This window comes from Kitasatospora paranensis (genome assembly GCF_039544005.1).
In the GTDB taxonomy this organism is placed as follows: Bacteria; Actinomycetota; Actinomycetes; order Streptomycetales; family Streptomycetaceae; genus Kitasatospora; species Kitasatospora paranensis.
The window spans coordinates 6,373,971-6,392,720 of the sequence record NZ_BAABKV010000001.1 but is presented as its reverse complement, the minus strand read 5'-3'; the positions used below and the strand labels follow the sequence as shown (position 1 = coordinate 6,392,720).

Here is an 18,750-nt window from a genome sequence, read left to right as displayed (position 1 = left end):
CGGCGGCCGTCGCCGGTGCGGGCGGGCGGCGGCCCAGCGCGCTTCATCCGTAAGGCGCAGTCGCGGGGTTCGGTCAGCGGACGCCGCCGGCCCGTTCCTCGGACCTGGGCTGCGGTCGCGGGCCCGGCTGTGGTCCCATACGAACGTTCAGTACCGAACCCGGGAGACACCCATGACATCCGCTTCGCCGCAGCCGTCCGCCGAACCCGCCTGTCCGGAGCCGGCACCGGCCGCGGCACCGGCCTCCGCAGCACCTTCGGCAGCGTCCCCGGAGGCTGCCCCGGCGCCGGGAGCCGTCGCCGGCCGGCGGATTTCCGGCCAGGTCTGGGCCGCCCTGGGCATCGTCTACGTGGTGTGGGGCTCGACGTACCTGGCGATCCGGATCGTGGTCGAGACGATGCCGCCGTTCCTGTCGGCCGGCGTGCGGTTCCTGACCGCCGGACTGCTGCTGGCCGGGCTGCTGGCGTGGCGGCAGGGCCCGGCGGCGCTGCGGGTCTCCCCGCGCCAGCTCGGGTCCGCGGCCCTGGTCGGCCTGCTGCTGCTGATCGGCGGCAACGGGATGGTGGTGCTGGCGGAGCGGTCGGTGCCCTCGGCCTGGCGGCGCTGATGGTGGCGAGCGTGCCGCTCTGGGTGGTGGTGGTGCGCCGCTTCGCCGGGCAGCGGACTCCGCGGTCGACGCTGGGCGGGGTGCTGCTCGGCCTGCTGGGCCTGCTCGTGCTGAGCTCGCCCGGGTTCACCGGCGCCGTCCGCCCGACCGGGCTGGTGGCCCTGCTGACGGGGTCGCTGCTGTGGGCGTGCGGGTCGGTGCTGGCGGGCCGGCTTCCGATGCCCGCGAATCCGCTCACGGCGAGCGCGTACGAGATGCTGGCGGGCGGAGCGGGTGCGCTGTTGTTCGCGGTCGTCCGGCACGAACCGAACGGTTTCGATCCGGCGAGGGTGTCCGCCGGATCATGGGCGGGGCTGGCCTATCTCGTCGTGTTCGGATCCCTGGTGGCGTTCAGCGCGTACGCCTGGCTGCTCCAGCGGGCGCCGCTGCCCCTGGTGGCGACGTACGCGTACGTCAACCCGGTGGTGGCGGTGCTGCTCGGCTGGCTCGTCCTGGCCGAGTCGCTGACCTGGGCCATCGTACTCGGTGGCGGGATCGTGGTGGCCGGGGTGTGCCTGGTCGTGCGCACCGAGCGCTGAGCCGCGCGACGGCGGGTGCCGGGGCAACCGGGCGGCACCCGCGCGGCCCGGGCGAGTTGAGAAGTTGTCAGCTCGGCCCCCGGCAGCGTGCCCGATATGCGGCGAGACGGGGATCATGTGCGGATCTTGTTTTCAACAAGGTAACAATGTGATCGAGAAATCCCACCGAATGTTTTACTTATTGACGCCGAGCGTCTGCGCCCGATTGACTCACTGATCGCCGCAGACGGCGGCGATGTCAGGGAGGCACCACCCACCATGAACGCAATGACGCGTCGCATCCTCGCCGGCACGGTCGCTGTGTCGGCGGCGATGTCACTGGCCGCGTGCGGCTCGGGCACAGGCGCGGGCTCCGCGTCCGGCAGCAAGACCATCGGCCTGCTGCTGCCGGAGAAGTCCTCGTCGACGCGGTACGAGAACTTCGACAAGCCGCTGATCGAGTCCTCGGTCAGCGCCCTGTGCACCAAGTGCGTCGTCGACTACGCCAACGCGGACGGCGACGAGGTCGCGCAGAAGGAGCAGTTCGACGCCCTGCTGGCCAAGGGCGTGAAGGTGATCCTGCTCGACCCGGTGAACTCGCAGTCCACCGCCGCCTGGGTGACCGCCGCCAACAAGAAGGGCGTCAAGGTCATCGCGTACGACCGGCTGGCCGCCGGAAACGTGGCCGCGTACATCTCGTTCGACAACGAACGTACTGGCGAACTGCAGGGGCAGGCGCTCGTCGACGCGCTCGGCGACAAGGCGGGCAACGCCAACATCGTCATGATCAATGGCGCGGAGACCGACCCGAACGCGGCGATGTTCAAGAAGGGCGCGCACCAGATCCTGGACGACAAGGTCAAGAAGGTCGTCTACGAGCAGTCCGGCGAGTGGAAGCCCGAGCTGGCCGCCCAGAAGATGAACGAGGCCATCGGCCACTTCGGCAAGAGCGGCATCCAGGCCGTGTACTCCGCCAACGACGGCATGGCCGCCTCGATCGTCGCCAGCCTCAAGCAGGCCGGGATCAAGGTCCCGGTCGGCGGCCAGGACGCCTCGCTCGATGCGATCCAGCGGATCCTGACCGGCGATCAGGCGTACACGATCTACAAGCCGTACCGGCCGGAGGCCGACGCCGCCGCCACCATGGCGGTCTACCTGGTCAAGGGCCTGGACATCACCTCGGTGGCCAGCGCGATGACCGAGAGCAACGGCCTGCAGATCCCCTCGATGCTGCTCAGCCCGGTCGTCGTCACGCAGAAGACGGTCGCCTCCACGGTGATCGCCGGCGGGCTCTACAAGGCCGCCCAGGTCTGCACGCCGGAGCTCACGCAGGCCTGCAAGGACGCCGACATCAACCTCGGCTGACAGCTGCACCCGACGGGCGCGCCGGCCGCAGGTCAGCCGCGCGCCCGCTGGGTGGCCGCGATGCACGCCAGCACCGCCAGCGCGGCCACCGGCGCCGCCGGCGACATCCGCTCGCCGAGCACCAGCACCGCCCAGCCCAGCGTCAGCAGCGGCTGGGCGAGCTGGAGCTGGCTTGCCTTCGGCACCCCGATCGCGGCCATCCCGCGGTACCAGACCACGAAGCCGCCGAACTGCGAGACCGCCGCCGTGTAGGCGAGTCCGGCCACGGCCCGCCCGCCCGGGTGCCACGACTCCGCGGGCAGCGCCAGCGCGGTGGTCAGCGCGGTCGCCGGCAGCGCCATCAGCACCGCCCATCCGATGACCTGCCAGCCGGGCATCCGCCGGGCCAGCCGGCCGCCCTCCGCGTAGCCGGCCGCGCACACCACCAGCGCCGCGAACAGGCAGAGGTCCGCCCTGCCGAGCCCGCCCCGGCTCTGCAGCGCGGTGAAGGAGAGCACCACCCCCGCCCCCGCCAGCGCCGCCCACCAGAACGCCCGCGACGGCCGGACCCCGCCGCGCAGCGCGGCGGCGGCCGCCGTGACCAGCGGCAGCAGTCCGACCACCACCGCCGAGTGCGCGGTCGACGAGGTCTGCAGGGCCAGCGTGGTCAGCAGCGGGAAGCCGACCACGCAGCCGGCGGCGACGACCAGCAGGGCGGGCAGGTCGCGACGGGCCGGCAGCGGCACCCGACGGACGGCCAGGCACACGCCGGCCACGGCCGCGGCAAGGACGCCGCGCAGCCCGGTGGCCGTCCACGGGCCGAACCCGGTCAGCGCCCAGGCGGTGGCCGGGAAGCTGAAGGAGAAGGCGAGCACCCCCGCCGCGGCGAACGCGGTGCCGCCGACTGCTACTGGAGTGGTCCGGATAGCGCTATCGTGTGCTGTCATGCATGAGCGTAGCAGTGGGGCGGATCTTGCGGCCATCCTCCGCAAGGAGGTGGAGCGCTACCCGGTGGGGACCAGGCTGCCGTCCAGCCGCGCCCTGATGGAGCGCCACCAGGTGAGCCCGGTGACGGTCTCCCGGGCGATCGCGCTGCTGGCCGCCGACGGCCTGGTGGTCTCCCGGCCGGGCGCCGGGGTGTTCCGCGCCGCACCACCGCGCACCGCGCCCCCGGCCGGGGACACCTCCTGGCAGGAGGTCGCGCTCAGCGCCGAGGCCGGGATCCCGCCCGCCCGCTCCACCGACGCCTCCGGGGTGTTCGGCGCCCTGGCCCTGCCGCCCGCCGAGGTGATCGACCTCAACGGCGGCTACCTGCACGCCTCGCTCCAGCCCGAGCGGGCGCTCGCCGCCGCGCTGGCCCGGGCCGGCCGCCGGCCGGGCGCCTGGGGGCGCCCCCGCTGGAGGGCCTGCCGGAGCTGCGGGCGTGGTTCGCCCGGGACGTCGGCGGCACCGTGAGCGCGGCCGAGGTGCTGGTCACGGCCGGCGGTCAGAGTGCGCTCACCACCGCGCTCCGCTCGCTGGCGGCGCCCGGTGCGGCCGTCCTGGTCGAGTCGCCGACCTACCCCGGTCTGCTCGCCGTCGCCCGGTCGGCCGGGCTGCGCCCCGTCCCCGTCCCGGTGGACGGCGACGGCGTCCGGCCGGAGCTGCTCGCCGAGGCGTTCGCGGCGACCGGCGCCCGGGTGTTCGTCTGCCAGCCGCTGTTCCAGAACCCCACCGGCGCGGTGCTCTCCGCCGCCCGCAGGCCCGAGGTGCTGCGGATCGCCCGCGCGGCGGGCGCGTTCGTCGTCGAGGACGACTTCGCGCGGCGCCTCGCCCACGCGGACGCCCCGCCGCCCGCCCCGCCGCTGGCCGCCGACGATCCGGACGGCACCGTGGTGCACGTCCGCTCGCTGACCAAGCCGACCTCGCCCAGCCTGCGGGTGGCGGCGCTGACCGCCCGCGGCCCGGCCCTGGAACGGCTGCGCGCCGTCCAGGCGGTGGACAGCTTCTTCGTCCCCCGCCCGCTCCAGGAGGCCGCCCTCGAACTGGTCGGCGCCCCCGGCTGGGGGCACCACCTGCGCAGCCTCGCCGGGGCCCTGAGGGACCGCCGGCAGACCCTGGCCGGCACCCTGCAGCGGCTGCGCCCCGAGCTGCTCGGCGCCCGGCTCCCGCTCGGCGGCCACCACCTGTGGCTGCGTCTGCCGGACGGAACCGACCCGCAGGCGCTGGCCGCCGCCGCACTGCGCGCCGGGGTCGCGGTCACCCCCGGCCGGTCCTACTTCACCGCCGAGCCGCCCGCCGCCTTCCTGCGGCTCGGCTACGGGGCCGCAGAGGGGCCGGACCGGCTGGTCGCGGGCGCCGAGCGGCTGGTCGGGGCGCTCGACGCACTCTGACCGGCCCCGGCAGCCCCCGCCGCGGGCCCAGGTGACGAAACGTCAACGATCACGGGGCAAGATCGACCGGGCGGGCGGGGCGGGCCAGACTGGGCGGCATGTCCACCACGACCGGCCCCGCCCCGACCCTGCCCGCCCAGCCGGCCCCACCGGCCGCGCCGCAGCCGGCCGCGGAGCCGGCCGCCCTCCCGACGGCCGACGACACCGGCCACATGGTGGTCTGCGGGCAGGACACCCTGGCACTGCGGCTGGCCGTCGAACTCACCACCCTGTACGGCCGGTCGGTGACCGTCGTCGTCCGCTCCGTGCACGAGGGCCAGGGCCCGCAGATCGCCGCCCTGGCCACCGAACGCCGGCTGCCCGTCCGGGTGGTGGAGGCGCCGGAGCCGACGCCCGCGGTGCTGGCCGCGGCAGGCGTCCGGCAGGCCGCCGCGCTCGCCCTGACCGGCGGCGACGACCAGGCGAACGTCCAGGCCGCGCTGCGCGCCCGCCGGCTGAACCCGCAGATCCGGCTCGTGCTGCGGGTCTACAACCGCAAGCTCGGCCGCCGGGTGGGGCAACTGCTCGACCGGGCCGCCGCGGCCCGCGCCGACGGCAGCGCGCCCGAGGCGTCCACCACGGTGCTGTCCACCTCGGCAACGGCCGCGCCCGCCCTGGTCTCCGCCGCCGTCTCCGGCCACCCCGCGGTGGTGCACGCCGACGGCCGGCTGCTGCGCACCGCCGAGGTCGGCCCCGACGGCGAGCCCGGCGGCACCGCGCTCGCCACCGTCGCCGTCCTGCCGCCCGGGCCGCGGCCGCTCGCCCTGGACCTGCTGCCCGACCCGGCCGCACCCGTCCCGGAGGGCGGGCGGCGGCTCGTCCTCGAACTCCTCGGCCACCCCGAGGAACCGCGCCGGCGGCGCCGGCTCCCCGGCCTCTCCGGGCTGCCCGTGGCGGCGCTCTTCTCCCGCCGGCTGCGGATCGCGCTGGGCTCGCTGGTCGCCGTGCTCGCCGCCTTCGCCGGCCTCACCTCGCTGGTCACCGGCCAGAGCCCGGTGCACACCGGCTACCTCGCCGTCCTGGACGTCCTCGCGATCGACGATCCCGCCACCGCCGAGAGCCCGGCCCGCAAGGTGCTGCAGATCCTCACCGCGCTCACCGGCCTGCTCCTGCTGCCGCTGCTCACCGCCCTCGCACTGGAGGGCCTCGGCACCTTCCGGGCCGCCTCCGCCCTGCGCCGTCCACCGCGCGGGCTCTCGGGGCACGTGGTGCTGCTGGGCCTCGGCCGGGTCGGCAGCCGGGTGCTCGACCGGCTGCGCGAGCTCGACCTGCCGGTGGTGTGCGTGGAGAGCGATCCCACCGCCCGCGGGGTGGCCCGAGCCCGGGCGTACGGCGTGCCGGTGGTGCTCGGCGACGCCACCCAGGACGGGGTGCTGGAGGCCGCCAGGGTCGGCCGCAGCACCGCCCTGCTGGCGCTCACCGCCAACGACTCGATCAACCTGGAGGCCGCGCTGTCCGCCCGGGAGGCCAATCCGGGCCTGCGGGTGGTGATGGGCCTGTTCGACGACGACTTCGCGGCCGACGTCTACCGGGCGCTGCGCGACTCGTACCCGGGCGCGGAGACCCGCAGCCACAGTGTGTCGTTCCTGTCGGCGCCGGCCTTCGCCTCGGCGATGATGGGGCGCCAGGTGCTCGGCGCGATCGCGGTCGGGCGGCAGGTGCTGCTGCTGGCGGCGGTCGACGTCGGCGACCACCCCGACCTGGCCGGCCGCACGGTGGCCGAGGCGCACCGGGCCGGGGCCTGGCGGGTGATCGGCCTGGACCTCAACGATCCCGCGCACCGCGCCGCCGACCTGGGCCTGCCGCGCCGCGCCCGGCCGGAACTGTGCTGGAACCCGCCGGCCGCGCGGCTCCTCGGGGCGGGCGACCTGGTGGTGGTCGCCGCCACCCGCGAGGGCCTGGCCCGGCTGCTGCGCTCCGGCGGATGAGCCGGGCCCGGGGGCGGCGGCAGCGCCTCCCCGGGCCCGCGACGCCCGGTCAGCCCTGGTGGACGGCCCAGAACTCGTCGAAGCTCAGCAGGCCGTCGTGGCTGGTGTCGGCCTTGGCGATGACCGCCTGGGCCATCGGCACGGTGACGTACGGGTCGCCCATCTCCGCCATGACCTTGGAGTACTCCTCCGGCGAGATGAATCCGTCCCCGTTGATGTCGAAACGGGCGAACGTCGTCTTGGCCTTGTCGATGTCCATCTGGGCAGCTGCTCCTTCTGGGTGATGCTGTGACGCAGGAACGATACCGGCGGCCGGGGCCCGCCATCAGCCCAGGCGGCGCGCGGCCGGTCCGATGGCCCGGCCCGGCGGGCCCGGCGAGACTGGCTGTGTGCCCGAACTCCCCGAAGTCCAGGCGCTCGCCGAGCGCATGACCGCCGCCTGCGCGGGCCGCACCGTGGCCCGGGTCGAGGTGCTGTCCGTCCAGGTTCTGAAGACCTTCGACCCGCCGCCGCACGCCCTGCACGGCTGCGCGGTCGCAGGGGTGGGGCGGCACGGCAAGTTCCTCGACCTGGCCACCGCCGACGGCCCGCACCTGGTGCTGCACCTGGCCCGGGCGGGCTGGGTGCACGCCCGGGCGTCCTTCCCGGCCAAGCCGCCGGGCCGGCGCGGGCCGCTGGCGCTGCGGCTCGTCCTGGACGACGGCTCCGGCTACGACGTCACCGAGCAGGGCACCACCAAACGGCTGGCCGCGTACGTGGTGACCGACCCGGCGCAGGTGCCCGGCGTGGCCCGGCTGGGGCCGGACGCGCTGACCGTGACGGCCGAGCAGCTCGGCGCACTGGCCGGCGGCGCCCGGCAGCGGCTGAAGACCTTCCTCACCGACCAGGGCGTGCTGGCCGGGGTCGGCAACGCGTACTCGGACGAGGTCCTGCACCGGGCCCGGCTCTCGCCGTACGCGCTCGCCGCCACGCTCGGGGCGGAGCAGACCGCCCGGCTGCACGCCGCGCTGCACGAGGTGCTCACCGAGGCGCTGGCGCACGCCCGGGCAGTGCCCGCGGACGGGCTGAAGGCGGAGAAGAAGGCGGGGCTGCAGGTGCACGGCCGGGCCGGCGAGCGGTGCCCGGTCTGCGGGGACACCGTGCGGTCGGTGAACTTCGCCGACTCCTCGCTCCAGTACTGCCCGACCTGCCAGACCGGCGGACGGACGCTGGCCGACCGGCGGCTGTCCAGACTGCTGAAGTGACGCCCCGAGTGTGCTTGAATCTGCTCGCAACATCCTGAAATCGAGCATGATCGCGCAGAGTGGGGGCATTCCGACCGTGCTGCTCATCGTCACGCCGAACCCGGCGCTCGACCTGACCTACACCGTGCCGCGGCTGCGGCCGCACACCACCCACCGGGTCGCCGCCGTGGCTGCCCGGGCCGGCGGCAAGGGCGTCAACGTCGCCCGGGTGCTCGCCGCACTCGGCCGCCCCACCCGGCTCGTGCTGCCGCTCGGCGGGCCCGACGGCACCGCCGTGGCCGCCGACCTGACCGCGGCCGGGCTGCCCCACCTCGCCGTCCCGATCGCCGGCGCCACCCGCCGCACGGTCGCCGTGGTGGACCCGGCGGACGCCACCCTCTTCAACGAGCCGGGCCCCGAACTCGCCGCCGCCGAGTGGCGGGCCGTGGTCGCCGCCGTCGCCGGGGCGCTGCCCGGGGCCGGCGCCCTGGTGCTGTCCGGGAGCCTGCCGCCCGGCTGCGCCGACGACGCGTACGCCGAGCTCGTCGCCCTCGCCCGGACCCACCGCGTCCCCACCGTGCTCGACGCCGACGGCCCCGCGCTGACCGCCGCGCTGGCCGCCGGCCCCACCGTGGTCAAGCCCAACGCCGCCGAACTGCTGGCCGCCACCGGCAGCACCGACGTCGCCACGGCGGCCGAGGCCCTGCGCGGCCGCGGGGCCGACACGGTGGTCGCCTCGCTCGGCCCGGACGGCCTGTACGCGGCCACCCCCGAGGGCGGCTGGCGGTGCACGCCACCCGTCCGGGTGACCGGCAACCCCACCGGCGCGGGCGACGCGGCGGTGGCCGCCCTCGCCGCCGGCCTGCAGGCCGGCGCCGCCTGGCCCGCCGTGCTCCCGGACGCGGTGGCGCTCTCCGCCGCCGCCGTGCTCGCCCCGCAGGCCGGGGACTTCGACCGCTCCGCCTACCTGCGGTTCCGCTCCGCCGCCCGGGCCCTCCCGATCCCCGCGCCCCGGCCGGCGGGGGCTGACCGCCCGCCGGCGCGGCGGCCCGGTGTGGCACAGTGCGACGCGGGGCAGTACACCGCCCGCACACGGGACGGGGAGAGGACGGCCGATGGTCTCGACGCTTGGCGACCGGTCGAACGGCCGGGTCGACGCGGTGGTGGTCGGCGCCGGCCCCAACGGCCTGGCCGCGGCCTTGGTCCTGGCGGGTGCCGGGCTGGACGTCGCGGTGTACGAGGCCGCCGCCACCGTCGGCGGCGGCACCCGGACGCGGGAGCTCACCCTCCCCGGGTACCGCCACGACGTCTGCTCGGTGGCCCACCCGATGGCCCTGGCCTCCCCGTTCTTCCGCGCGTTCGGCCTGGAGGACCGGGTGGACCTGCTCCAGCCGACGGCGGCGTACGCGCAGCCGCTGGACGGCGCACCCGCCGGAATCGCCTACCGGGACCTCGACCGGACGGTGGCGCGGCTCGGCCGGGACGGCCCCGCCTGGCGCGCTGTGTTCGGCCCCCTGACCGAACGCTGGCAGGGCCTGGTGCAGGCCGCGCTCTCCGACCAGCGCCGGCCGCCGCAGGATCCGCTGACGGCGCTGCGGCTCGGCCTGCGGATCGCCGAGTTCGGCACGCCCGCGTGGTCGGCCCGGTTCCGCGAACCGGCCGCCCGGGCGATGCTGGCCGGGGTCGCGGCCCACGCGATCGCGCCACCGCGGGCCCTGCCGCCGGCCGGCACCGCGATGCTGCTGGCGTCGCTGGCGCACGCGGTCGGCTGGCCGGTGCCGCGCGGCGGCAGCCAGGCGATCGCCGACGCCATGGCGGACGGGCTGCGCGAGCGGGGCGGCCGGATCGTCACCGGCCACCGGGTCGACACGCTCGACGAGCTCCCCGAGGCCCGCGCCGTGCTGCTCGACCTGACCCCGGCCGGGCTGCTCCGGCTCGCGGGCCGGCGGCTGCCGGAGCGCTACGCCCGGCGGCTGCGCGCGTTCCGGTACGGCTCGGCGGCCTGCAAGGTGGACTTCGCGCTCGCCGGGCCCGTCCCGTGGGCCGACCCGGCCTGCGCCGAGGCCGGCACCCTGCACCTGTCGGGCGGCCGCGAGGAGACGGTGGCCGTGGAGCGCGAGGTCGCCGCCGGCCGGCACGCGGCCCGGCCGTACGTGCTCGCGGTGCAGCCCGGGGTGGTCGACCCGTCCCGGGCGCCGGCCGGCCGGCACACCCTCTACAGCTACGCCCACGTGCCGCACGGCTCCACGGTGGACGTCGCGGACGCGGTCGAGCGCCAGATCGAACGCTTCGCCCCGGGCTTCCGCGACCTGGTGCTGGCGCGCGCCGTGACCACCGCCGCCGACCAGCAGATCCACAACGCCAACTACGTCGGCGGCGACATCGGCGGCGGCGCGATGTCGCTGTGGCAGACCGCCTTCCGCCCGATCGCGGCCCTGGATCCGTACGCCACTGCCCTGGACGGCCTCTACCTCTGCTCCGCCTCCACCCCGCCCGGCCCCGGCGTCCACGGCATGTCCGGCCTCCACGCCGCCCGCCGCGCCCTGCGCCGCACCTTCGGCATCACCACCGACCCGCTGGCCGCGGTCGCACCCGGGCACCGGACCTGACGGTACGCCCGCCGACAGGACGGACCCACCACCGCTACGTACGGAAGGCGGCACGATGCCGACCTCGTCGACGCCGGAGCTGCTCGACACCCGGAGCTTCAGTCTGATCGACTATCGGCACAGCCATGCCCACGCCGTTCTTCGGGGCTTTCCACCGTTCGACGACATCACGGTGGAGCGCGGCGAAGGTGTGGTGCTCGATCTCCGTTTCGTCGGCCTCCAGCGGATCTCCTGCTGGAAGGACATCGGCACGCTCCACCTCCGGATCGCGGATGCCGGCGAGCGCTCCTCCCTGGAACGGCGCATCGGGACGTTCAGGAGGCACCAGGCGTACCTGCTCGAACCCGATTCGATCGAGAGCTACGTGATCGCGGGGGCCGTCCACTGGGCCGAGTTCCTCCTCCCGACGCCCTTCACGCACCCCAGCCCGCTCGACCCGTCCAATCGGGCGGAGGTGGAGCTGTACCGGCCGATCGGCGGCGTCGTGCACTCGTCCGCCTCGGCGCAATGACGACCGTGCGGACGCCACCGGCACCGGACGGGGCCCGGCCGGGGACCGCGGCTCACGGCGGTTCCGCCACCACCACCTCGGCGGGGCGGATCAGCTGGTCGCCGACGCGGTAGCCGGTGCGGACGATCTCGACGCAGACGGGGGCGTCCACCGCGGCGGACCGGGTGTAGCCGATGGCCAGGTGGAGCACCGGGTCGAAGGCGTCGCCGACGGCGCCGACGGACTCCAGGCCGAGCGCGGCCAGCTCGCCCTCCAGCAGCTCGGCGACGGCGCCGAAGCCGTCCACGACCTCGCCCGCGGCCCGCGCGCGGTCCAGGGCGTCGAGCACCGGGAGCATCCGGGCGAGCACGTTGGCCACCGCGATCTCCCGGACGGCCAGGCGGTCGCGGCGGACCCGGCGGCGGTAGTTGTCGTACTCGGCCTTCAGCCGCCGCAGGTCCTCGGCGGCGCCGGGTGGCAGCCCGGTGCCGTCCCCGCCGGCATGCGCCATAGGACGGCTCCCTTCGGTGCTACCGGTCGCCCCCTAACCGGGATAAAACCGGATAAAGTTCTTGTCAAGGGCCGAGGCAGGGAGGTAGACACGATGATCACCGAACTGGCCGTGGAGCGGGTCGAGTTCACCTGCGGACAGTGCTGGCACCACTGGACGGTGGACTACGACGTCCAGCACTACCGGGACGACGACGGCGCCGACTGGGAGCTCTTCTCCCACGACGGCATCGGCGCCGCGTCCCCGTACACCGCCGACGGCGGCGCACCCTGCCCCGGCTGCGGCCGGCACTGGGTCGGACACCTCGCGGCCCGCCGGCTGGTACCGCCGGCGCCGGGCGGCGCGGCCACCCCCGGCACCGGATCACCGACCTCGCCGGGCACCGCCCCGAGCGCCACGACGCCCCGCTGCTGAGCGGGTCGACGGCGCCGCGGCCGGCCGCGGGGCCGCGCCCCTGACGCCGCCGGGCGGAGCCGTCCCCAGGGCTCCCATCTGCGGCGCGGCGGCCCGGAGGGATCCGCCCGCGCCGCCGGGCCCCGGTAGTCTGGCGGCCCGACCGACGCCACCGGGAGCCCGAACGTGACTGTCCCCACCGCCGCCCAGCCCACCCCGCCGGGCACCGGGGCCGTGGCTGCCCCGCTGGTGGCCGCCGTCGACCTCGGCGGCACGAAGATCGCCGCCGCCCTGGTCGACGGGGACGGCGCGCTGGTGGCCCGGGCGCAGCGGCCGACCCCGGCCCGGGCGGACGCCGAGACGGTCGCCCGGGCCGTCCTGGACACGGTCGACGAGCTCGCCGCGCACCCGCGCTGGGCCGAGGCGGCCGCCCTGGGCATCGGCAGTGCCGGCCCGGTGGACACCGCGGCGGGCACCGTCAGCCCGGTGAACATCGCCTCCTGGCGGGGATTCCCACTGGTCGGGCGGGTCGCCGGGCATCCCGCGGTGGACGTGCCGGTGACCCTGATCGGGGACGGCGTGGCGATCGCCGAGGCGGAGGCCTGGCGGGGCGCGGCGGCCGGGTACCGCAACGCGCTGTGCATGGTGGTCTCCACCGGTGTCGGCGGCGGCCTCGTCCTCGACGGGGCCGTCCGCCCCGGCCCGACCGGGAACGCCGGGCACATCGGCCACATCAGCGTGGACCTGGACGGCGCCCCCTGCCCGTGCGGGAGCCGGGGCTGCGTGGAGATCCTGGCCAGCGGCACCGCGATCGCCCGCTACGCGCGGGAGCACGGCTGGCGGGCCCCGGACGGCGACACCACCGCGGCCGCGGTGGCCGCGGGCGCCGCCGCCGGGGAGGCCGTCCCGCTGGCCGCGTTCGACCGGTCGGCCCGGGCGCTGGCCGCGGGGATCGCCGCGACGGCGACGCTGGTCGAGCTGGAGGCCGTGGTGATCGGCGGCGGCGTGGCCCAGGCCGGGCCGCTGCTGTTCGAGCCGCTCGCGCGCCACCTGGCGACGTACGCGGCGCTGCCCTTCGCGCAGGGCATCCAGGTGCACCGGGCGGTGCTCGGCACGGACGCGGGCCTGGTGGGCGCGGCCGCCGCCGCCATGCGGACGGCCGCGGCCCGGCGGTAGCCCACCGGGGCCGTCCCCTGCTTCCGGGCGGGCGCCGTCAAGCGCTCCCGCCGACCGGTCGGCGCGCCCGCCCGGGGTGCCGGGCGGGCGGGATCAGGTGGGGCCGGACCTCGTCGGCGACCGCCGGGCCGTAGGCCTCGGCGAGCCGGTCCAGGAAGCTGCCGGGTTCGAAGGCGTACTCCTGGGTGCCGACCGCCTCCAGTGCCAGGGTGGCCAGCAGGCAGCCGACCCGGGCCGCGGTGGGCAGGGACAGCCGCCACGCCCCGGCGGCCAGGAATCCGGCCCGGAAGGCGTCGCCGACACCGGTGGGGTCGGCCCGGACGCGCTCGGGCGGCGCGGGCACCTCGACCGGCGGGCGGCCGGCCCGCTCGATCCGGACGCCGTCCGCGCCGAGCGTGGTGACCCACGTCCCGACCCGGCCGAGCAGCGCCGCGGCGTCGAGGCCGGTGCGGCGCAGCAGCAGTTCGCGCTCGTAGGCGTTGGTGAACAGGTACCGGGCTCCGTCGACCAGGGCGATGGCCCGCGGGCCGTCGAGCCGGGCGAGCTGCTGGGAGGGGTCGGCGGCGAACGGGATGCCCGCGGCCCGGCACTCGGCGGTGCGGCGGAGCATGGCGTCCGGGTCGTCCGGGCCGATCAGGACGAGCGCGGCCGGTCCGGTCCGGGCGAGCACCTCGGCCAGCCGGATGTCCGCGGCGTGCGCCATCGCGCCCGGGTAGAAGGAGGCGATCTGGTTCTGCCGGAGGTCGGTGGTGCACAGGAAGCGGGCGGTGAACAGCTCGGGCACGACCAGGACGCCCGTCGTGTCCACGCCGTTGGCGCGCAGCCAGGCGTCGTACGGGCCGTGGTCGGCGCCGGCCGCGCCGACCAGCACCGGGCGCAGCCCGAGCCGCCCGAGCCCGAACGCGATGTTGGCGCCCACTCCCCCGCGCCGCACCTCCAGGGTGTCGACCAGGAACGACAGGGAGACGTGGGCCAGCCCGTCGGCGAGGAGCTGGTCGGTGATCGAGCCGGGGAAGGTCATCAGGTGGTCGGTGGCGATCGAGCCGCTGATCACGATCCGTCCGGTGGCGGCGGCCGGGGGCCGGTCATGGGGTTCCCTTCGGTGGGGTCGGCGCGGTGCTACCAGCCGCGGCGCAGGCCGGCGGGGGCGCGCAGCCGGGCGACCAGGGAGCGGCGCAGCTCCCGGTCGTGGTCGGTCTCCACCGGCAGGTCGAGCTGGACGATGTCGACGCCGGCCGAGCGGAGCAGGCCGATCCGGGCGGCGACGGTGGCGGGCGAGCCGGTGTGGGCGGCGGCCAGCGAGCGGCGGATGAAGGCGGCGGTCTGCTCGGTACCGCGCTGCGGGTCGGAGCGGCCGCGTTCGCGGTCCCGGTCGAGCTGGACGGTCTCCGCCCAGCGCCCCGCGTCCGCACCGGTGGTGAGCCGCAGGGCGTCCCGGCGCAGTCGGCGGGAGCGCTCGCGGGCGTCCTCGTCGGTGTCGCCGAGGACGACGGTGACGTGCCGCCAGATCCGCAGGGTGCGCCCGTGGGCGGCGGCCGCCGCCCGGACCTCGGCGATCCGGCGGCGGGTGTCCGGCAGCGGCAGCGGGCAGACGGCGTACACCTCGGCGAAGCGGGCGGCGAGGTCGACGCCCTGCGGGGAGGAGCCGCCGAAGGAGACCAGCTCCCCGCCCGGACGCGGCAGCAGCCCGGCCCGGGCGCCGCGGACGGTGTAGAACTCCCCGGCGAAGTCGATCTCCTGGTGTTCGGTCAGCGACCGGCGGAACAGGTCGAGGTACTCCCCGGCCCGCCGGTAGCGGTCCTCCTTGCCGAGCAGGTCGCCGTCGCGGGCGACGTCGAGGTCGCTGGAGCCGACGATGACGTGGGCACTGACCCGGCCGCCGGAGAGCCGGTCCAGGGTGGCCAGCGACCGGGCGGCGACGGTCGGCGCGGTGGTGCCGACCCGGTGCGCGACGGCGAGCCGCAGCCGGTCGGTGGCGGCCAGCGCCCAGCCGGCCACCAGCCACGGGTCCGGCCACGAACTGGACTGCACCACCAGGGCGCTGTCCAGCCCGTCCTCCTCGTTCTCCCGCGCGGTGCGGGCCACGTACGCCGGGTCGGGGTCCGCTCGCGCAGGTCGGGGGCGTGCCGCAGGGCCTGCCGCTCCTGCGGGGTGCGGCCCGGGAGGGGTGCGGCGCGGACGCCGCCGCGGATCTCCAGTTCCATCGGGTGTCCCTTCGATGTGGACGGCGGGCGCCGGGGACGGTCGGCCCGGTCAGCGGCCGGCTGCGGGGCCGAGCCGGGCCAGGGTGTCCAGCAGCCGGGCCCGGCTGACGAAGACCTCGGGTGGCAGCGAGACGTACAGCTGGATGGTGGTGACGCCGGGGCGGTGGTACTGCAGGATCCGTTCGCGGCACTCCTCCGGGGAGCCGCTGATGAACAGTCCGTCGACGACCTCGTCGGGCAGCGCCTTCTGGGCGCCCTCCGGGTCGCCGGCCGCCCAGCGCTCGTGGGTCTCGGCGAGCAGGTCGCCGTTCCCGAGCCACTCGTGGAACTTCCGGTACGGGTCCCGGTTGAGGATCCAGGCGAGGAAGGGCCGGGTGGCGCGGTGCGCGTAGTCGGTGTCCTCGGTGGGGCAGACGAAGACCTTGACGACCAGTTCCTTGCCGGGCGGCTGCGGGCCGACGGCGTCCAGCACCTTGGGCACGTCCTGGGGGAACAGCAGGTTGGTGATGGCGCCGTCCCCCTCGGTGAAGCCGAGCTTCAGCATGCCGGGGCGCAGCGCGCCGAGGATCACCTTGACCGGGTCGGCGGGCGGGTGCGGCAGCCGGTAGCCGGTGATCGAGAAGGTGTCGAAGTCGCCGGCGATGTGCTCGCCGCGCAGCGCCCGGGTGACGAACCGCAGGACGTCCCGGGTGCGCTTGAACGGCTCGTCGAACGGGATGCCGTTGATGTCGGTGACGTGCGCCGGAACCGACGCGCCGATGCCCAGCAGCAGCCGCCCGGGGGCGAGTTGGGCGAGGGTGGCGGCGGTCTGGGCGAGCACCGCGGGGCCGCGGGTGTGCACCGGGACGATCCCGGTGCCGATCCGCAGGCCCGACGACCACGCGGCGGTGGCCGCCAGCGGGGTGAAGGCGTCCGTACCGCCGCCCTCCGCGCTCCAGACGTCGGTGTAGCCGAGGTCGGGGAGCCGCTCGACGAGGAAGCGGTGCCGGTCGATGGTGAGGCCCGGCAGCGGGAGGGTGATGCCCCACCGGGGCGGTGCCGCCTCGGTGTGGTGGAGCGGTTCGTACGGGGCGGTCATGGGTCGGCCGTCCTTCCTGTGGTGCCTTCGATGTGCGGGGCGGGCCTGGGCCGACGGCTACCTGCGGACCCAGACGGTGGTCAGGTCGAGGAACCAGGACTGCGGCTGGACGAGCCCCTGGACCTTCGGCGACAGGGCGCGCGGGTTGCGGTCGTTGACCACGAACAGCCACGGCGCGTCCTCGGTGACCTGGGCGAGCGCGGTGCGGTAGTCCGCCGTCCGCCTGGCCTGGTCGGGCGAGGCGGAGGCGGCGGCGAGCAGCGCGTCGACCTTCGGGTTGCTGTAGTGGCCCGTCCAGAACGGGCTCTTGGAGCCGATGAAGAGCGGCAGCAGCGCCTCGGACTGGAACAGCGTGGTGGACTGGGCGATGGCGTCGGAGCCGAGCGCGACCTGGCCCTTGGCCTCGGCGCCGATCAGCGTCGTCCAGTCGGTGGTGCGCAGTTCGACCTTGATGCCGACGGCGGCCAGGTCGCGCTGGAGGGCCTCGGCGATCGGCACGGGCAGCAGGTTGCCGGAACCGCCGGTGGGCACGGTGACCGAGGTGGAGAAGCCGTTCGGGACGCCGGCTGCGGCGAGCAACTGCTTGGCCTTGCCCGGGTCGTAGGAGTAGACGTCGCCGGACGGGTCGTAGGCGGCCGTGGCCCGGGGAGCGGCCTGGTAGGCGGGGTCGGCGGTGCCCTGGAGCAGCTTCTCGGCGATCGCCCGGCGGTTGATCGCGTAGTTGGCGGCCTGCCGGACGCGCGGGTCGCGCCACGGCCCCTTGGTGGTGTCCAGGATCCAGTACCAGAGGTGGTCGTAGCTGTTGGTGGCGATGGTGGCGCCGTCGGCCTTCAGGGTCTGGATGTCGTCGGGGTTGGGGTACTCGATCCAGTTGACGCCGCCGGAGCGGAGCGCGGCGGTGCGGGCGGCGGCGTCCGGGAAGGACTTGACGATCAGCCGGTCGAGCTTGGGGGCCCCGCGCCAGTAGTCCTTGTTGGCGGCGAGCTCGATCTGCTGGCCCTCGGTCTGCGAGACGAAGGAGAACGGGCCGGTGCCGACCGGGTGCCGGGAGAAGTTGGCCGAGCCGGTCCTGCGGACGGCCGTGGGGCTGGCGATCAGGACGTGCGCCAGGTCCTCGGGGAAGTGCCCGTTCGGGTCCTTGGTGACGAGCTCGACGTGGTCGGCGTCGGTCTTGCGGTAGGAGACGATGTCGCCGGCGTACTCCTTGGCGGCGGCGCCGAGGGCGTCGGTGTACTCAGGGCTCTTCTTGTTGAGGTAGCGGTCCAGGTTGAAGACCACCGCGTCGGCGTCGAACGCCGTGCCGTCCTGGAACTTCACGCCCTTGCGCAGCTGGAAGGTCCAGGTCCGCGCGTCGGCGGCGACCTGCCAGGACTCGGCGAGGGCGCCGGTGACGACCGGCGGCCGGTCGGTGTTCTTCAGCAGCTCGTACCGGGTCAGGCCCTCGTAGATCTGGAAGCCGACCAGACGCTTGCCCTCGAAGCCGGCGCCGCCGATCACGGTGTCCGGGTTGGGGAGCCTGCCGGTGGCCCCGACGACCAGGGTGCCCCCGCGGTCCGCGCCGCCGGCGGCGTCGCCCGCGCCGGAGGCACCGCCGGACGCGCAGCCGGTGGCCGCGAACAGCAGGGCGGCGGCCGTCGGGAGGGCGGCGGCTCTGGAACGGGCGGCGCGCAGCGGGTGGTGCGTCATGGTGTGTCCTCGTTCGGGTTCGTGGTGCCGGTGTGTCAGGTGAGGGTGGTGCGCCCGGTGGCGGCTTCGAGCAGCGCCCGGGTGTAGGGGTGCGCGGGGGCGGCCCAGAGGTCGGCGGTGCGGCCCTCCTCCAGGACGCGCCCGTGCCGCAGGACCAGCACCCGGTGGGCCAGGTGCCGGACGACCGCGAGGTCGTGGGAGATGAACAGGTAGCCGAGGCCGGACCGCTCCCGCAGGTCGGTGAGCAGGTCGAGCAGCCGCACCTGGGCCCCGCGGTCGAGCGCGGAGGTCGGTTCGTCGCAGACCAGCAGGTCGGGACCGGTCGCCAGGGCCCGGGCGACGGCGACCCGCTGGAGCTGGCCGCCGGAGAGTTCGCGCGGGTACCGGGCGGCCAGCGCGGGCTCCAGGCCGACCTGCCGGAACAGCCCGGCGACGGCCTCGGCGCGCCCGCGGCGCGGTGTGCCGTGCAGCCGCAGCGCGAAGGCCACCGCCTCCCCGCCCGCAGGGCCGGGTTGAGCGAGCCGCGCGGGTGC

At 76.0% G+C, this 18,750-nt stretch carries 17 protein-coding genes and 2 pseudogenes; 11 read left to right on the top strand and 8 right to left on the bottom strand.

Annotated elements, in window-relative coordinates; translation table 11 throughout:
- The first annotated feature begins 172 nt into the window (after positions 1–172).
- The 3 genes from ABEB13_RS30390 (at position 173) to ABEB13_RS30380 (ending at position 2,529) form a co-directional block, all read left to right on the top strand.
- Positions 173–607, top strand: a complete 435-nt coding sequence (locus ABEB13_RS30390) for an EamA family transporter (protein ID WP_345708015.1) — start codon at positions 173–175, stop codon at positions 605–607.
- Positions 608–618: 11 nt separating this feature from the next.
- Positions 619–1,185: an EamA family transporter gene (locus ABEB13_RS30385; protein ID WP_345708014.1), complete on the top strand. Its 567-nt coding sequence runs from the start codon at positions 619–621 to the stop codon at positions 1,183–1,185.
- A 258-nt stretch (positions 1,186–1,443) separates the two neighbouring features.
- Positions 1,444–2,529, top strand: a complete 1,086-nt coding sequence (locus ABEB13_RS30380) for a sugar ABC transporter substrate-binding protein (RefSeq protein ID WP_345708013.1) — start codon at positions 1,444–1,446, stop codon at positions 2,527–2,529.
- Positions 2,530–2,561: 32 nt separating this feature from the next.
- Here ABEB13_RS30380 and ABEB13_RS30375 read toward each other — a convergent pair whose 3' ends face one another.
- Positions 2,562–3,455 carry a DMT family transporter gene (locus ABEB13_RS30375; RefSeq protein WP_345708012.1) on the bottom strand — a complete coding sequence of 298 codons (894 nt, stop codon included), beginning with the start codon at positions 3,453–3,455 and terminating at the stop codon, positions 2,562–2,564.
- Here ABEB13_RS30375 and ABEB13_RS30370 point away from each other — a divergent pair.
- Positions 3,454–4,880 (top strand): annotated as a pseudogene (locus ABEB13_RS30370) (aminotransferase-like domain-containing protein). The gene ABEB13_RS30375 and the pseudogene ABEB13_RS30370 overlap by 2 nt on opposite strands.
- A 98-nt stretch (positions 4,881–4,978) precedes the next feature.
- Positions 4,979–6,847: an NAD-binding protein gene (locus ABEB13_RS30365; protein ID WP_345708011.1), complete on the top strand. Its 1,869-nt coding sequence runs from the start codon at positions 4,979–4,981 to the stop codon at positions 6,845–6,847.
- A gap of 49 nt (positions 6,848–6,896) precedes the next feature.
- On the opposite strand, the gene ABEB13_RS30360 is transcribed toward ABEB13_RS30365, so the two are convergent.
- Complete coding sequence (locus ABEB13_RS30360; protein WP_345708010.1) at positions 6,897–7,106, bottom strand: EF-hand domain-containing protein; 210 nt, start codon at positions 7,104–7,106, stop codon at positions 6,897–6,899.
- A 130-nt stretch (positions 7,107–7,236) separates the two neighbouring features.
- Here ABEB13_RS30360 and ABEB13_RS30355 point away from each other — a divergent pair, with 130 nt between their 5' ends.
- From ABEB13_RS30355 to ABEB13_RS30340, 4 genes and pseudogenes are all read left to right on the top strand, one after another.
- Positions 7,237–8,091 carry an Fpg/Nei family DNA glycosylase gene (locus ABEB13_RS30355; RefSeq protein WP_345708009.1) on the top strand — a complete coding sequence of 285 codons (855 nt, stop codon included), beginning with the start codon at positions 7,237–7,239 and terminating at the stop codon, positions 8,089–8,091.
- 46 nt (positions 8,092–8,137) lie between these two features.
- Positions 8,138–9,025 (top strand): annotated as a pseudogene (locus ABEB13_RS30350) (1-phosphofructokinase family hexose kinase); the annotation flags it as partial.
- Between the two features lie 160 nt (positions 9,026–9,185).
- Positions 9,186–10,679 (top strand): phytoene desaturase family protein, encoded by a 1,494-nt coding sequence (locus ABEB13_RS30345; RefSeq protein WP_345708008.1) that lies wholly within the window; start codon positions 9,186–9,188, stop codon positions 10,677–10,679.
- A 55-nt stretch (positions 10,680–10,734) separates the two neighbouring features.
- Positions 10,735–11,190, top strand: coding sequence for a hypothetical protein (locus tag ABEB13_RS30340; RefSeq protein WP_345708007.1), 456 nt, complete (start codon positions 10,735–10,737; stop codon positions 11,188–11,190).
- Between the two features lie 52 nt (positions 11,191–11,242).
- On the opposite strand, the gene grpE is transcribed toward ABEB13_RS30340, so the two are convergent.
- Entirely contained in the window at positions 11,243–11,680 is a 438-nt protein-coding gene (grpE, locus tag ABEB13_RS30335) for a nucleotide exchange factor GrpE (protein ID WP_100887866.1), read from the bottom strand.
- A 93-nt stretch (positions 11,681–11,773) separates the two neighbouring features.
- Here grpE and ABEB13_RS30330 point away from each other — a divergent pair, with 93 nt between their 5' ends.
- Positions 11,774–12,094, top strand: a complete 321-nt coding sequence (locus tag ABEB13_RS30330; protein ID WP_345708006.1) for a hypothetical protein — start codon at positions 11,774–11,776, stop codon at positions 12,092–12,094.
- Positions 12,095–12,307: 213 nt separating this feature from the next.
- A complete protein-coding gene (locus tag ABEB13_RS30325; RefSeq protein ID WP_345709879.1) occupies positions 12,308–13,249 on the top strand; it encodes an ROK family protein in 942 nt (313 codons plus the stop codon).
- A gap of 37 nt (positions 13,250–13,286) precedes the next feature.
- Here ABEB13_RS30325 and ABEB13_RS30320 read toward each other — a convergent pair whose 3' ends face one another.
- The 5 genes from ABEB13_RS30320 to ABEB13_RS30300 form a co-directional block, all read right to left on the bottom strand.
- On the bottom strand, positions 13,287–14,270 hold the full coding sequence (locus tag ABEB13_RS30320) for a PfkB family carbohydrate kinase (protein ID WP_345709878.1): 984 nt from the start codon (positions 14,268–14,270) through the stop codon (positions 13,287–13,289).
- A 98-nt stretch (positions 14,271–14,368) separates the two neighbouring features.
- Positions 14,369–15,469: an LLM class flavin-dependent oxidoreductase gene (locus tag ABEB13_RS30315; protein WP_345709877.1), complete on the bottom strand. Its 1,101-nt coding sequence runs from the start codon at positions 15,467–15,469 to the stop codon at positions 14,369–14,371.
- Between the two features lie 33 nt (positions 15,470–15,502).
- Positions 15,503–16,531 carry an LLM class F420-dependent oxidoreductase gene (locus tag ABEB13_RS30310; RefSeq protein ID WP_345708005.1) on the bottom strand — a complete coding sequence of 343 codons (1,029 nt, stop codon included), beginning with the start codon at positions 16,529–16,531 and terminating at the stop codon, positions 15,503–15,505.
- Between the two features lie 57 nt (positions 16,532–16,588).
- Entirely contained in the window at positions 16,589–18,217 is a 1,629-nt protein-coding gene (locus tag ABEB13_RS30305; protein WP_345708004.1) for an ABC transporter substrate-binding protein, read from the bottom strand.
- Between the two features lie 35 nt (positions 18,218–18,252).
- Positions 18,253–18,705 (bottom strand): ATP-binding cassette domain-containing protein, encoded by a 453-nt coding sequence (locus tag ABEB13_RS30300; RefSeq protein WP_345708003.1) that lies wholly within the window; start codon positions 18,703–18,705, stop codon positions 18,253–18,255.
- Positions 18,706–18,750: the final 45 nt, after the last annotated feature.